Annotated in this window: 11 protein-coding genes and 1 pseudogene; 2 read left to right on the top strand and 10 right to left on the bottom strand. The window is 74.8% G+C overall.

What is annotated here, in order from left to right:
* The 5 genes and pseudogenes from KIK08_RS32285 to KIK08_RS32265 form a co-directional block, all read right to left on the bottom strand.
* Nucleotides 1–523: pseudogene (locus tag KIK08_RS32285) on the bottom strand (quinone oxidoreductase family protein); the annotation flags it as partial.
* Nucleotides 520–1,392: a dioxygenase family protein gene (locus tag KIK08_RS32280; RefSeq protein WP_250558264.1), complete on the bottom strand. Its 873-nt coding sequence runs from the start codon at nucleotides 1,390–1,392 to the stop codon at nucleotides 520–522. The gene KIK08_RS32280 and the pseudogene KIK08_RS32285, both read right to left, overlap by 4 nt.
* Before the next feature lie 12 nt (nucleotides 1,393–1,404).
* The gene (locus KIK08_RS32275; RefSeq protein ID WP_214407101.1) at nucleotides 1,405–2,220 is read right to left on the bottom strand and encodes a citryl-CoA lyase; all 816 of its coding nucleotides are present in this window, start codon (nucleotides 2,218–2,220) and stop codon (nucleotides 1,405–1,407) included.
* Complete coding sequence (locus tag KIK08_RS32270; protein ID WP_214407100.1) at nucleotides 2,217–3,398, bottom strand: CaiB/BaiF CoA transferase family protein; 1,182 nt, start codon at nucleotides 3,396–3,398, stop codon at nucleotides 2,217–2,219. Before KIK08_RS32270 ends, KIK08_RS32275 begins: the two co-directional genes overlap by 4 nt.
* A gap of 79 nt (nucleotides 3,399–3,477) precedes the next feature.
* On the bottom strand, nucleotides 3,478–4,287 hold the full coding sequence (locus tag KIK08_RS32265) for an IclR family transcriptional regulator domain-containing protein (RefSeq protein WP_214407099.1): 810 nt from the start codon (nucleotides 4,285–4,287) through the stop codon (nucleotides 3,478–3,480).
* Nucleotides 4,288–4,487: 200 nt separating this feature from the next.
* Between KIK08_RS32265 and KIK08_RS32260 the strand changes: the two genes are divergently transcribed.
* A complete protein-coding gene (locus tag KIK08_RS32260; RefSeq protein ID WP_214407098.1) occupies nucleotides 4,488–5,948 on the top strand; it encodes an amidohydrolase family protein in 1,461 nt (486 codons plus the stop codon).
* On the opposite strand, the gene KIK08_RS32255 is transcribed toward KIK08_RS32260, so the two are convergent.
* Nucleotides 5,941–7,533, bottom strand: coding sequence for a hypothetical protein (locus KIK08_RS32255; protein WP_214407097.1), 1,593 nt, complete (start codon nucleotides 7,531–7,533; stop codon nucleotides 5,941–5,943). The two genes, KIK08_RS32260 and KIK08_RS32255, sit on opposite strands and share 8 nt — an antisense overlap.
* Nucleotides 7,534–7,920: 387 nt before the next feature.
* Between KIK08_RS32255 and KIK08_RS42045 the strand changes: the two genes are divergently transcribed.
* A complete protein-coding gene (locus KIK08_RS42045; protein WP_214407096.1) occupies nucleotides 7,921–8,730 on the top strand; it encodes a helix-turn-helix transcriptional regulator in 810 nt (269 codons plus the stop codon).
* Between the two features lie 9 nt (nucleotides 8,731–8,739).
* On the opposite strand, the gene KIK08_RS32245 is transcribed toward KIK08_RS42045, so the two are convergent.
* The 4 genes from KIK08_RS32245 to KIK08_RS32230 form a co-directional block, all read right to left on the bottom strand.
* The gene (locus tag KIK08_RS32245; RefSeq protein WP_214407095.1) at nucleotides 8,740–9,948 is read right to left on the bottom strand and encodes a VWA domain-containing protein; all 1,209 of its coding nucleotides are present in this window, start codon (nucleotides 9,946–9,948) and stop codon (nucleotides 8,740–8,742) included.
* A complete protein-coding gene (locus KIK08_RS32240) occupies nucleotides 9,945–12,215 on the bottom strand; it encodes a DUF5682 family protein (protein ID WP_308258028.1) in 2,271 nt (756 codons plus the stop codon). The genes KIK08_RS32245 and KIK08_RS32240 overlap by 4 nt, the downstream gene beginning before the upstream one ends.
* Nucleotides 12,212–13,324, bottom strand: coding sequence for an ATP-binding protein (locus KIK08_RS32235; RefSeq protein WP_250558263.1), 1,113 nt, complete (start codon nucleotides 13,322–13,324; stop codon nucleotides 12,212–12,214). Before KIK08_RS32235 ends, KIK08_RS32240 begins: the two co-directional genes overlap by 4 nt.
* On the bottom strand, nucleotides 13,321–14,111 hold a 791-nt coding region (locus KIK08_RS32230), incomplete at its 5' end, for a DUF5691 domain-containing protein (RefSeq protein WP_214407094.1). The genes KIK08_RS32235 and KIK08_RS32230, both read right to left, overlap by 4 nt.

Below are 14,111 nucleotides of genomic sequence, written 5' to 3'. Positions count from 1 at the left end.
GCTGGGCGCCTTCCGACCGGGCTGCGGCCACGACGCGGCGGGCGCCCGCGGCACGGGCCAGCTGCACGGCGGCCTGCCCGACGACGCCGCCCGCGCCCAGCACGACCACCTGCTCGCCGGTGGTGAGCCCGCCGCGCCAGGTCAGTGCCATGTGCGCGGCGACGGCGGACAGTCCGAGCGCCGCCATCTCCACCGGGTCGACGCCGGGGGGCAGGCGCACCAGGTCGGCCTCCCGGACGGCGGCGACCGCGCGCATGCTGCCGTCGCCGGGCTTCATGCCGGCGTCGGTCGGGAACCACACCGCCCGGCCGTCGTGCTCGCCGACGCCCTGCACGCCCGGGACGTACGGCGTGGCCGGGACGCCGAAGTAGGACGTCCCGGACGCGCACAGCAGGTCGAGCGGGGTGATCGGGGCGGCCGTCACCGCGACGAGGACCTCGTGCGCCTCGGGCGTCGGCATCGCGCGGTCGGCCACCACGGGCGGCTCGCCCGGCGTGCGGATCTCCGCCGCGCGGATGCTCACCGCGGCTGCAGCACGAAGTCGTAGCGGGCCTCGAGCCAGCGCTCGTCGGACTTGCCGCCGTCGGGGGTCGGGCCCGGCTCGCGCTCGACGAACTCGACGACCAACTCCTGCTTGGTGCCGAACACGACGTCGCTGTCCAGGTACTGCGCGCCGGCCTGGAACAGGTGGGTGATCAGCGGCTGGAAGCCCGGCACGTTGATCAGGAAGTGGATGTGCGCGGGCCGGTAGTGGCTGATGTCGGTCTGCTTCATCAGCGCGCCGACCGGGCCGTCCATCGGGATGGAGTAGCCCAGTGGGGCGATGGTGCGCATGCAGTACGTGCCGTCCTCGCGGGTGGTGTACTTCGCGCGCAGGCGGGCCTCGTCGATGTCGGGGATCTGCGCCTCGTAGGCGCCGTCGGTGTCGGCCTGCCAGACGTCGAGCACGGCGCCGGGCACGGGGGTGCCGTCCAGGGAGCGCACCGTGCCGGTGACGTAGAGCGGGGTGCCGGGCAGGTCCTCGGACATGTCCTCGCCGTAGCCCAGCTCGGGGGAGCCCTCGATGTGGAACGGCCCGAGCACGGTCGCCGGGGTGGCGCCCTCGCTGAAGCGGTGGTTCATCTGCACGACCAGCATGCTCAGCCCGAGCACGTCGGAGGTCAGGATGAACTCCTCGCGCTTCTCGTCGCTGATCTGCCCGGTCGCGTTCAGCCACTGGATCGCGGCCATCCACTCGGCCTCGGTGAGCCGGACCTCGCGGGCGAAGTCGTGCAGGTGGCGGACGAGCGCGGTCATCAGCTCGCGGGTGCGCGGGTCGTGCGCGGTCGCCCAGCGCGCCTCGGCGAGCCCGGTGATGTTCTCCTCGGTGGCGAGCTGCATGCCAGTGTCCATCGTGGCTGTCCTTCAGGTCGGCTGGTACGGGTCGGGGTCGACGGACCGGTTGTTGAGGTCCACCGACAGGAAGATGTCGTTGGCAACCGGGTGGCGCAGCTCCTCGGCGAGCTGCCCGATCAACCCGGCGGTGCGGGCCAGCAGCGCGAACCCGCGCAGCAGTTCCAGCGGCAGCCCGAGGTCGGCCAGCGCCGCGCCGCATACCCCGGCGCCGTTGAGCGGCAGGGTACGACCGAGCACCTGGTGGTGCACGCGGCCGATGGCCTCGAACAGCCGCAGGTGCGGGCCGAAGAGATCTTCCTCCCGGGCGATCGCCATCAGCCGGGGGGTCCGCGGGTCGCCCTGCTTGTGGACGTGGTGGCCCAGCCCCGGGACGAACCGCTTCGCGGCGCGCTGCGCCTTGACGGTCTCCAGTGCGAGGGCGTCCCAGCCGGCGTCGTCGGTGGGCGGCTCGCCCCCGTCCGCCCGGACGGAGCCCAGGACGTCGTGCAGGAACCGGCCGCAGTCCTCGGTGACGCCGAGGAACCGGGAGCCGCCGCCGAGCAGGCCCGCGGCCAGCGCGCCCTGGATGGAGTCGGGCGCCGACAGGTAGGTGAGCCGGCTGACGATCGCGGTCGGGGTGAAGCCGTGGTCGGCCAGCGCGGCCAGCACGGCCTCGAACACCCGCGTCTCGCCGGGCGTCGGGCGGCGCTGGGTGGCCAGCCAGAACGACAGCTCGCCGAACCCGACGGTGCCCATCACGTCCTCGGCGAGGTCCTGGCCGAGCAGCGTGATCTTCTCCAGGCTGGACGCGCCGAGCGCCGTCGCGTACTCGGGCTCCTCGCTCATGCGTCACCGCTCAGCCACTTGCGCAGCTCGGCGCCGTGCTCGTCCAGCTGGGGCGGGGGCAGCTCGTAGCTGACCGGGGTCGCGGAGAAGCGGATGGGGTTGCGGGTGGTCGGCATGGCCCGGTCGCCTTCGCCGACCTCGACGATCGGGTCGAGCTCGAAGCGCTCGGCCATGGCGAAGCCGCCGTCGATGGTGTTGATCGGCCCGCTGGGCACGCCGGCGTCGACCAGCAGCTCGAACCACTCCACCGCGCCGCGCTTGACCAGCTGCTCGGTCAGGACGGGGCGCAGCTCGTCGCGGTTGACGGTGCGGTCGGCGTTGCGCACGAACCGCGGGTCGTCGGCGACGTCGGGGATGCCCAGCACCTCGCACAGCTTGCGGAACTGCCGGTCGTTGGCCGCGGCGATGATGATGTCGTTGTCCGCGGTGGGCATCGGCTCGTAGGGGAAGACGCTGGGGTGGGCGTTGCCCATCCGGTAGGGCACCACGCCGCCGGCCGCCCACGCCGAGCTGTGGTTGACCAGCCCGGACAGCGCCGACGACAGCAGGTTGATCTCGACCTGCTGGCCCTCGCCGGTGGCGTCGCGGTGGCGCAGCGCGGCCAGGATGCCGATCACCGCGTGGTTGCCGGCGTTCACGTCGAACACCGAGATCCCGGCCCGGTACGGGGGGCCGTCCGGGTCGCCGGTCAGGCTCATCAGCCCGGAGATGGCTTGCACCATGAGGTCGTAGCCGGGCACCTTGGCGCCGGCGCCGGAGCCGAACCCGCTGATGGAGGCGTAGACGACGCCGGGGTTGGTCGCCCGGACCGAGGCGAAGTCCAGGCCGAACCGGGCCATCCCGCCCGGCTTCAGGTTCTCGATCACCACGTCGGCCCGGGAAGCTAGCTCCCTGGCGAGCCCGAGGTCGGTCTCGTCGCGCAGGTCGAGCACGATCGACCGCTTGCCGCGGTTGATCCCCAGGTAGTACGTGGACACGCCGTCGCGGACGGGCGGGGTCCAGGTGCGGGTGTCGTCGCCCGTCGGCGGGCCCTCCACCTTGATCACCTGCGCGCCCATGTCGGCGAGCAGCATCGTGGCGTACGGTCCGGCCAGGACCCGCGAGAAGTCGGCCACCAGCAGGCCCGACAGCGGTCCCTGCGGCGGTGGCCCTGGGGTCGTCGCGGCCTCGTCGGTCATCGACCACGCCTCCTCGTCCGTTGTGCGGACAACTGTCCGCTCCACCGATTCTGCGCACCCGACGGGGTGGCGTCAACGCTCACGAGGCCGTGGTCCGGGTGACGTGCGGAACGGTCTCCAGGCGGGCGAAGTCGGCGCTGATCTCGCCGGCGGCGTGCAGCAGCAGCGGCAGGTGGTGGTCGAGCAGGTGCTCGACCGAGGTCTCGGCGGCGTGCGTGTTGACGTTCAGCGCGGCGATCACCCGGCCGTTCCCGTCGCGCAGCGGCGCGGCCACCGACCGGATGCCCAGGGTGAGCTGCTCGTCGGTGAGTGCCCACCCGCGGGCGCGGACCTCGCGCAGCTCGGTGTCGCGCTCGGTGCGCTCGGGCTGCCAGCGCGGGACCAGGCCCGACCGGGTCGGCTCGGACAGCACCGCGTCGACCTGCTCGGGCGTCAGCGCGGCGAGCAGCACCTTGCCCAGGGAGGTCTGCAGGGCGGGGAAGCGGGTGCCGATCTGCACCGCCAGCGCCACGATCTTGGGTACCGCGACGCGGGCCACGTAGACGATGTCGGGGCCGTCGAGCTGGGCGATCGAGCACGACTCGTGCGTGCGCGCGGACAGCTTCTCCATGTGCGGGCGGGCCACGTCCCACAGGCCCATCGACCGGACGTAGGCCACGCCCAGCTCCAGCACGCGGGGGGTGAGCGCGAACGTGCTGCCGTCGGTGCGGACGTAGCCCAGCTCCTGCAGGGTGAGCAGGATGCGCCGGGCCGTCGGGCGGGCCAGCCCCGCCGCGGTGGCGACCTCGGTCAGCGACATGGTCGGCCGGTTGGCGGAGAACGCGGTGATCACGTCCAGTCCGCGCGCCAGCGCCTCGATGAAATCCGGTCCGGTCCCTGCCCGCGGCATCCACCCACCACCTTCCGCCGGTGTCGCAGGGTAGCGCCCCGTCCGGCCACCGGACAGGATCGCGCGAAACCTTCCACCACGCCGCCCACCGGAGCATTGACAGGTCAACTACCCGGGGTGGAGAGTGGCCCGCGACCCCGGCTGACCGTTGAGCGGACACCAGTCCGCTGACCGACGTGTGTCGCGAAGGAGCGGACGCGATGACCGACCACGGTTCCCGAACCCCTGTCGTCCTGCGCGGCGGGACGGTGCTCACCCAGGACGACGCCGCGACGGTGCTGCAGAGCGCCGACGTGCTCGTCGTCGACGACCGGATCTCCGCGGTCGGGCCGGCGCTGGAGGTGCCGGAAGGCACGGTCGAGATCGACGCGACCGGCGGCATCGTGATGCCGGGCATGATCGACACCCACCGGCACATGTGGCAGACCGCGATGCGCGGCTACGGCGCCGACTGGACGCTCACCCAGTACTTCGTCTGGTACTACCTCGAGTCCGGCAAGCACTTCCGGCCGGAGGACGTGCACGCCGGCAACCTGCTGGCCGCCGCGGAGGCCATCGACGCCGGCGTCACGACCTGCGTCGATTGGTCGCACGGCCTGCAGACGGTCGACCACGCCGACGCCGCCGTGGACGCGCTGCAGGCCGTGCCCGGCCGGTTCGTGCTGGCCTACGGCAACATCCAGCAGCCCCCGGCCGAGTGGTCGGGCTCGCCGCAGTTCCGCGACTTCGTCAACCGGCGGATCACCGGCACCGGGTCGAACTCGGACATGCTCGGCTTCCAGATGGCGTTCGACGTCACCGGCGACCCGACCTTCCCGGAGAAGGGCGCCTTCGAGGTGGCCCGCGAGCTGGGCGTCCCGGTCACCACGCACGCCGGCGTCTGGGGCGCCACCAACGACGACGGCATCAAGCTCATGCACGACAACGGGTTCATGACGCCCGAGACGATCTACGTGCACGCGGCGACCCTGTCCGCCGACTCCTACCACCGCATCGCCGCCACCGGCGGCTCGATCTCGGTGTCCACGGAGAGCGAGCAGAGCGCCGGGCAGGGCTACCCGCCCACGTGGGCCATCCGCGCGCACGGCATCCCGGTGTCGCTGTCGATGGACACCAGCGTGTGGTGGAGCGGCGACCTGTTCACCGCCATGCGCACGACGCTGGGCGCCGACCGCTCCCGCGAGCACATGGAGGCCCACGCCAAGGGCGACACGGTCACCCACAGCAGCCTGCGCGCCTCGCACGTCGTGGAGTGGGCGACCCGGGGCGGGGCGAAGGCCATCGGCCGCGACGCCGACCTGGGCAGCATCGAGGTGGGCAAGAAGGCCGACGTCGTGCTGATCAAGAACGACGCGTCACCGGTGTCGTTCCCGCTGCTCAACCCCTACGGGCACGTCGCGTTCCAGGCCCAGCGCGGCGACGTGCACACGGTGCTGGTGGACGGGCGGATCGTCAAGCGCGACCACGAGCTGGTCGGGGTCGACCTGGGCGCCGTGCGGGCGAAGGTCGAGGCGACCGTGGAGCACCTGCGCTCGACGCTGGGCGAGGACGCCTGGCTCAAGGGCATGAACCCGGACGTGCCCGAGACCGCGGTCATCGACAACCCGTACACCTACACCGACTACCGCAGCTCCACGACCCACGGCGAGGCGCTCAGCTGAGGTAGCGCTCGACGACCGCGGTGGCGATGCGGGTCGTCAGCTCGGAGATGCGGGCCTCGTCCCCGGGTTCGAGGGCGAGGGTGATGTCGCCGCGGGGCGGGCGCAGCGAGGCGTCGACGAGCAGGACGCCGGGCACGCCCGGGTCGGGGCCGAGCGCCGGGAGGGTGAGGTTGTAGGTCGACGGCCCCGGGTAGCAGCGGATCCCGGGGCGCCCGGCGATCCGCACCTCCTCGTACGGCGCGCCGAAGGGCACGCAGTAGTCGCTCGCCGGGTCGTCGGCGTGCAGGCCCAGGTCGATGACGTAGCCGTCGCCGGTCAGGCCGATGCACGAAGCGGGTTCCGCCGCGGCCAGCTCCAGGTCGTCGAGCACGCCGTCGGCGACCGCGCGCAGGATCTCGCAGCTGGCGTCGGCGCTGTCCGGACCGCCCAGGCTGTCGATCAGCGCGGCCGCCCCGGTCGGTGGCTGCGCGGGCCGGGGCGCGCGGCACGTCGTCGGGTCGGTGTTGCCGAAGGCGCCGCACGCGACCGGCATGACGTCGTCCGGGGTGCCGGGGGCGAACCCGAGCCGTTCGGGCGCGGGCGGCGGGGTGGGCGCCGGGGTCTGCAGGACCTGCTGCACCTTCGTGCCCGCGTCGACGACGGTGGCGCACGGGTCCGGGGAGTTGCGGGCGGTCAGCTCCACGGTCTGCGTGGCGGCCTCGGCCGGGGCGCCCGGCTGGCGCTCGGCGACGAACCGCAGCCGGCAGAAGGTGCCGTAGGGCACCTTCAACGCGGGTCCGAGCGGGAGGGTGACGATCTCCTCGTCGCCGAAGGGCTCCAGCGGCTCGTCCGGCTCGGTCCCGGTGGTCATCTCGACCTCGGTCTCGGCGCCGCTGGGGAACTGGCCCTCCGCGACGTCGGCGGCGCTGCACTCGTCGGCGGTCGGGGCGTTCAGCCCGGTGCGCAGGACGGTCAGGTCGAGCGCGCCGTCGAGCAGGTCGCAGGCCGAGCGGCCGGCGAACAGCGGCGAGGCGATGCCGGCCAGGGCGGCCGGGTCGTCGAGCGCGGCGGCGACGGCGCCGGCCGCCTCCCCGGTGGCCGCGCACGACTGCTCCAACGGCCCGCCGCTGGACCGGGCGAGCACCTGGATCGACCGGGTCGCCGAGATCGGGATGTCCACCTGGCAGGACGGGGACTGCACGGAGCTCTCCTCGGTGTCCTGCGCCCAGTAGGCGATGCGGCCGCCGACCTCGATCGGGAGCATGGCGGCCCGGTCCGTCGTCTCGAACGACGTCCCGACGCGCACGACCAGGCGGTCGGTGTCGCCGTCGGAGTGGGTGTAGTCGAGCCCGCAGTTGTGCGGCCTGGTCAGGTACGGCTCGCCCGGCCCGCTGACCGGCGCGCCGCGCAGCAGCGCGCACGGGTCGAGCGCGGCGACGGCCCACACCGCGGGCTCCTCGGGGATCGCCGGTGGGCCCGCGGCCGGCGCGGCCCCGGCGTCGTCGAGCGGGGTGGCGCCGATCGGGTGCGCGCGGCCCGGCACGGCGTTCGTGCAGCCCGCCAGGACCGACAGCGCGACGACGGCGAGCGCGAGCGCGCGCCGCACCGGTTTCCGTGTTGCCGTTCCGCGCGCCATTTCCCGCCCCCCGGACTCGGCTCTAGGACCGGTCGGACGCTAACACCCGGGGATTCCAAGGCCACCGTCCGGCCGGCTTTTCGAAGCCCGTCGAAAAGTACCGCTCAGGTCGGGAAGCGGGCCCCGACGTCGGTGGTCGCCGCGGTCGCCGGGTCGGCCCGCTCCGCCATTCCCGGGATCGGTGCGCGGCGCATTCTTCGAATGCTCTCGAAAAGCTGGGAGCCGATACCGGCCCCGGCTGCGGCGGAGACCGGCGGAGTCGGGGGTGTGCACCCGAACGGGTTATCGCGACGGCTCCAGGTATCCCAGTCCGCTCCACCGGCTCCTGTCGCTGTGACTCGGGACGGCAGTGGGCAGGTGACCGCGGGCGCTGCGGGGCGCGCCCGGGTCGAGGCGGAGTGGTTGGAACTGGTCGCGGACGTGATGGCCGATCCGCTGGGCGAGCTCCCGGTGGCCCGGCTGGCGCTGCAGCTGGCCCGCACGTTCGACGGGCTCGCCTGCGGCTTCAGCACGGCGGCGGTCGACGGCACGGTGAGCGGGGAGATCTACCCGCTGACCGAGCAGCTCGGCGGGCACCGCGCCGAGGTCGTGGAGTGGGGCACGCGCCACGCCACCCGCTCCCACCCCATCCTGGTGCACTACCGGGCCACCGGTCGGCCGCGGATCACGCAGGTGGCCGACGTGCCGAGCGCGCACGTCGGGCGCAGGCTGCTGGCGGCCTGGTACGCGATGGCCGGCGAATGGGGCTGCGCCGACCAGCTCGCGTTCCCGCTGCCCGGCGACCCCGCCGGTACACAGGCGTTCGTCGTCGGGCGCGACCGGCCGTTCTCCGAGCGCGAGATCGAGGTCGCGCACCCGCTCGGCCGGCTGCTCGGCGGGCTGGACCGACAGGTCCGGGCGCTGGCCGGGCGCGTGCCCGAGCCCGCGGTCGCCGCCGCGTCGCGGATGACGCCGCGGGAGCTGTCGGTGCTCGCGCTGCTGGCCGACGGCCTCACCGCGGCGGCGATCGCGCGGCGGCTGGCCATCGGGGAGCGCACGGTCCACAAGCACCTGGAGCACGTCTACGCCAAGCTGCGGGTCACCGACCGCCTGTCCGCGGTCGTGCGCGCCCAGCACCAGGGGCTGATCCCGGCCGGCGGCGCGCCGCGCGCCGCGATGAGCGCCTGACAGAGCCGCTCACGATCCCGACGCGGTCGCGCGCTCGGCGAAGGCCACCAGGTCGCGGCGCTCGATGGCGGCCGCCATCAGGTCCGGGAACACGTCGGGGGTGCAGGCGAAGGCAGGCACGCCCAGCGCGGCCAGCGCGGCCGCGTTGTCGTGGTCGTAGGCCGGCGCGCCCTCGTCGGACAGCGCCAGCAGCACCACGACCTGCACCCCGGCCCCGACCATCGCCGCCACCCGGCGCAGCATCTCGTCGCGGACGCCGCCCTCGTACAGGTCGCTGACCAGCACGAAGATCGAGTCGCGCGGGCGGGTGATCAGCGTCCGGGCGTAGCCGATCGCCCGGTTGATGTCGGTGCCGCCGCCGAGCTGGGTGCCGAACAGCACCTCGACGGGGTCGCTGAGCTGCTCGGTCAGGTCGACGACGGCGGTGTCGAACACGACCAGCGACGTGCGCAGCGAGCGCATCGAGGCCAGCACCGCACCGAACACCCCCGAGTGCACCACCGACGCGGCCATCGAGCCGGACTGGTCGACGCACAGCACGACATCGCGCTGCACGGCGGTGGTACGCCGGCCGTAGCCGACCAGCCGCTCGGGCACCACCGTGCGGTGCTCGCGCTGGTAGTGCTTGAGGTTGGCGCGGATGGTGCGGTCCCAGTCGATGTCGGCGTGCCGGCGGGGCCGGTCGACCCGGCTGGCCCGGTTGAGCGCGCCGGTCACCGCGGCCCTGGTCCGCTGCGTGATGCGGGCCTCCAGTTCGGCGACGACCCGCGCCACGACCTGGCGCGCCATCTCCCGGCTGCGCTCGGGCAGGACGCGGTTGAGCGAGAGCAGCGTGCCGACCATGTGCACGTCGGGCTCGACGGCGGCGAGCATCTCCGGCTCCAGCAGCAGCGCCTTCAGGTCGAGCCGCTCGATCGCGTCGGCCTGCATGACCTGCACCACCGTGCTGGGGAAGTACTCGCGGATGTCGCCGAGCCAGCGGGCCACCCGCGGCGCCGAGGCACCCAGGCCGCCGGAGCGCCCGCGCCCGCGGTCGCCGGGGGCACCGCCCGGTGCGCCGTCGTAGAGCGCGCCGAGGGCGGCGTCCATGGCCGCGTCGTCGCCGTCGGGCGTGCCGAGCGACGGGTCGGCGGCCGTGCCGAGCACCATCCGCCAGCGGCGCATCCGCTCCGCGTCGGCCGTTCCGCTCGTTCCGGTCGCGTCAGTCGCATCAGTCATACCGTGACCTCCCGGCCCAGCAGGGCGCTGATCGTCGGCAGGGCGCGCTCGGCCAGGTCGTGGTCGATGCCGTCCTCGACCGCGTCGGGCGCGGCGCCGCCCCCGCGGACGCGCTCGCCGATGGCCCGGCGCTCCGGCTCGGCGAAGGTGCCGAACGTGCGCCGCAGCAGCGGCATGGCCTCGGTGAACGCCTCCGCGCCCAGCCCGGCCAACCAGCCGTCGACCAGCGAGAGCAGCTCCGGGTCGTGCACCAGCAGCAGGCCGCCGCCGGCCAGGAAGCCCTCCACCCAGGCCGCGCCCGCGGCCGGCGCCACCCCGACCGACAGCGCCCGGGCCATCCGGCGGCCGGTCTCTGGGCGGTCGAGGCGCTGCGCGTCGTGCAGCAGGCGGGTGAGCCGCCCGGCCAGCAGGCCGTGCAGGCCGTCGCGCTCGACCAGCGAGGCGAGGGTGTCGAACCAGCGCTCGCGCAGGTCGTCGTCGTCGAGCAGGCCGATCGCGCCGTGCGCGCCGTCGATGTGGGTGCGCAACTCGGCGGCGGCCTCGTCGGACAGGGCCAGCACGGCGGCCGGCAGCCCGGCGCACGCCCGGCCGAGCAGCCCGGTGGTGACCGTGCGCAGTGCCCCGACGTCGGTGCCCCGCACGTCGCCGTAGCGCAGGGTGCGGGCCAGCGCCGGGACGGCGGCCAGCAGGTGGGCGACGTCGGTGTCCAGCGCGGCGCGGGTGTCCAGGGCGCGCAGCACCGGCCCGAAGGCGCCGGCCAGGTCGGCCACCAGGCAGGCCTCGACCAGGGCGGTGACCTCGGCGAGCACGGTCGCGCCGCGGGCCGACCCGACGACCTTCGCGGTGGCCGCGTCGACCACCGTGGTGCCGTGCGCGCCCGCGTCGACGACGGCCACCGCGAACTCCGGCTGCCAGCACAGCCGCCACGCCTCGCGGAAGGTGCCGGTGTTGCGCCTGCCCTCGGTGGGCTCGCCCCACGGCACGCCGAGCAGCCGCAGCCGGTGCAGCAGCCGGCTGCGGCCCAGGTCGATCGCGCGGCGCAGGTCGAGGTCGAGCTCGCGCTCCAGCGCCTCGGGCTTGAGCCGCAGGCTGCGCTGTTGGGCGGCCAGGTCGCGGGCCAGCGGGGTGGCCGGCATGTCGTCGGGCACGGCGCCCAGGCGCTCGCCGACCACCAGCCTGCGCTCGATCAGCCGCGACCGCAGCTCGTCGCCCTCGCAGAGCACCGACAGGCCGGCCTCGGTGAGCTCGCTCAGCCCGGCCAGCGGCCGCCCGCGCAGCGTGGCCAGCGCCTCCGCCAGCCGCACCGCCTCGATGACGTGCGCGGACGAGGCCGGCACGCCCTCCTCGCGCAGCACGCCCGCCGCGGCGACCATCCAGCGGGTGACGACGGCCCCTGTGTCGTCGGAGCCGGTGCTGAACAGGTGGTGGTACCAGCCGGGCGAGGAGACGCCCGCGCCGTAGCCGCGCCAGGACGCCAGCCGGCCGTAGGTCCAGGGCACCCAGGTGAAGCCGACCTTGCTCTTCCCCGCGGCCTTGCGGCGGCCCTTGAGCAGGGCCGCGTCGTGGGAGGCCGGGACCTTCGCGGTGAGCGCGGGCACGTGCCACGCGCCGCAGACGATCGCGATGCTGCGGTGGGTGCGCCGGACCTGGCGCAGCACCGTGCGCATGTGGGCCTCGCGCAGCAGGTCGCGCGGGTCCTCGGGGGCGGTGGCCCGGATCGCGGCCATCGCCTCGGCGATCGCCTCGAACGCCGGCAGCTCCCGGTGCTCGACGACGTCCTCCCACCAGCGCTCGGAGTCGTCGTAGCCGGCCGCGGCGGCGAGCTCGCCGATCGGGTCGACCGGGCGCAGCCGCGGCGCCGGCTCGTCGGCGGGGGCGTCGGACCCGGGCTCGGGCTCGGGCCCGGACCGGGCCTCGGGGGACGGGCCCAGCTGCAGCGCGTAGGGCAGGTCGATGAACCGCACCGGCACGCCCCGACGTACCGCCCAGCGGATGGCCTGCCACTCCGGGGAGAACACCGCGAACGGCCAGTACGCCGCGCGGCGCGGGTCGTCGGTGGCGTAGCCCAGCAGCGCGACCGGCGGCTGCAGCGCCTCGTCGGCGGCCCAGCCGACCAGCTCGTCGGCCTCCGGCGGGCCCTCGACCAGCACGATGTCGGGCCGCTGCTCGTCCAGGGCGGCCAGCACGGCCCGTGCCGAGCCCGGACCGTGGTGCCGGATGCCGTAGCAGCGCTCCACGACCTCCGCGGCGACCACAGCGGCGGTCACAGGGCGGCGCGGGCCGCGCGGTAGAAGTCGCGCCAGCCGTCGCGTTCGCGGACCACCGTCTCCAGGTACTCGCGCCAGACCGCGGCATCCGAGACCGGGTCCTTCACCACCGCGCCGACGAGGCCCGCGGCCACGTCGGCCGGGCGCAGCACGCCGTCGCCGAAGTGCCCGGCCAGCGCCATCCCGTTGGTGATCACCGAGATGGCCTCGGCGGTGGACAGGCTGCCCGTGGGCGTCTTCAGGGTGGTGCGGCCGTCGGCGGTCAGGCCGCCGCGCAGCTCGCGGAACACCGTCACGACCCGGCGGATCTCCTCGACCGCGGTGGGCACCTCCGGCAGCTCCAGCGCCCGACCCAGCTCGCCGACCCGGCGGGTGACGATCTCGACCTCCTCCTCGGCCGACGCCGGCACCGGCAGCACGACGGTGTTGAACCGCCTGCGCAGCGCGCTGGACAGCTCGTTGACGCCGCGGTCGCGGTCGTTGGCGGTGGCGATGACGTTGAACCCGCGGGTGGCCTGCACCTCGGTGCCCAGCTCGGGCACCGGCAGCGTCTTCTCCGACAGCACGGTGATGAGGCTGTCCTGCACGTCGGACGGGACGCGGGTGAGCTCCTCGACGCGGGCGATGGCGCCGGTGCGCATCGCCACCATGATCGGGCTGGGCACCAGCGCATCGACGCTGGGCCCCTCGGCCAGCAGCCGGGCGTAGTTCCAGCCGTAGCGGATGGCCTCCTCCGGCGTGCCCGCCGTGCCCTGCACCAGCAGCGTCGAGTCGCCGGAGACGGCGGCGGCCAGGTGCTCGGAGACCCAGGTCTTGGCGGTGCCCGGCACGCCGAGCAGCAGCAGGGCGCGGTCGGTGGCCAGGGTGGCCACCGCGACCTCCATCAGCCGGCGGGGCCCGACGTACTTGGGGGAGATGCGCTCGCCGTCGCCGAGGAGGTAGGTGACCACGGCCTGCGGCGAGAGCCGCCAGCCCGGCGGGCGCGGGCGCTCGTCCACGGCGGCCAGGTGGGCCAGCTCGTCGGCGTACTGGTCCTCGGCGTGCGGGCGCAGCGCCTCCGCGGCCGGTGCCGTGGTGGACGCGGTGGTGGTGGGCGGTGCTGCCGTCAACGGAGCTCCTCGGTCATCTCGTGGCGGAAGGTCAGGGCGGCGGCCAGCGTCGTGACCAGCGCACCGGCCCGCTTGTCCGGGGCGCGGGCGGTGAGCGCCTCGGCCAGCCGGGCCAGCTGCCGCGCCCAGCCCACCGGCATGCCGGTGGCGGCGAGCGAGCACAGCTCGCGCAGCTGCCAGCTGAACGCGCTGCCCCGGGCCACCGCCTCGACGGCGGCGAAGACGGCCCGGGCCACCGGCTCCGGCCACGGGGCCGGCACGCCCTCCAGCACGCGGCGGGCGACCCCGGGGTTGCGGGCGAGCACGGGCACCAGGTGGGTGGCGACCCACTCGGCGGGCAGCAGGCCGTGCGCCGCCATCGTGACTACGTCGTCTTCGTCGTTGCGGGCCGGGTTGGCGGGGCGGTCGCGCTCGGCGGTGTCGGCCAGGGCCAGCGCCCACTCGGCGTCGCCCGCGGCGACGGTGGCCCGCACCAGACCGCGGCGGAAGGCGGCGGCCCAGGCCTCGGTGATCGGCATGGCCAGCAGCTGCGCGGGGGACCGGCCGGCGAGCCCGGTCCAGGTGGCCAGCGGGGAACGCGCGACGACCTCGGTGAGCAGTTCGGCGCGGACGTCGCCACCGCGCGCGGGCGCGGGCACGCCGTCGCGGCGCAGGCCCGGGTCGAACTCGGCGGGCGGCTCGACGAGCCAGCGATCGCGCCCGAGCACCCGGCGCTCGACCCGCACGGCGGCGGTGGCGCGGGCGGCCATCCGCGCGGTGAGCCCCGAGCCGGGCAGGCCGGCCAGCA

It is taken from the genome of Pseudonocardia lacus (genome assembly GCF_018531445.1).
Classification (GTDB): domain Bacteria; phylum Actinomycetota; class Actinomycetes; order Mycobacteriales; family Pseudonocardiaceae; genus Pseudonocardia; species Pseudonocardia lacus.
The sequence above is the reverse complement of the archived record's forward strand: the minus strand, read 5'-3'. Positions and strand labels throughout refer to the sequence as shown.

Coding starts and splice junctions, on each gene's coding strand:
- KIK08_RS32275 (WP_214407101.1), bottom strand. CDS start 2,220: ATGAGCGAGGAGCCCGAGTACGCGACGGCGCTCGGCGCGTCCAGCCTG.
- KIK08_RS32280 (WP_250558264.1), bottom strand. CDS start 1,392: ATGGACACTGGCATGCAGCTCGCCACCGAGGAGAACATCACCGGGCTC.
- KIK08_RS32270 (WP_214407100.1), bottom strand. CDS start 3,398: ATGACCGACGAGGCCGCGACGACCCCAGGGCCACCGCCGCAGGGACCG.
- KIK08_RS32260 (WP_214407098.1), top strand. CDS start 4,488: ATGACCGACCACGGTTCCCGAACCCCTGTCGTCCTGCGCGGCGGGACG.
- KIK08_RS32265 (WP_214407099.1), bottom strand. CDS start 4,287: ATGCCGCGGGCAGGGACCGGACCGGATTTCATCGAGGCGCTGGCGCGC.
- KIK08_RS32245 (WP_214407095.1), bottom strand. CDS start 9,948: ATGACTGATGCGACTGACGCGACCGGAACGAGCGGAACGGCCGACGCG.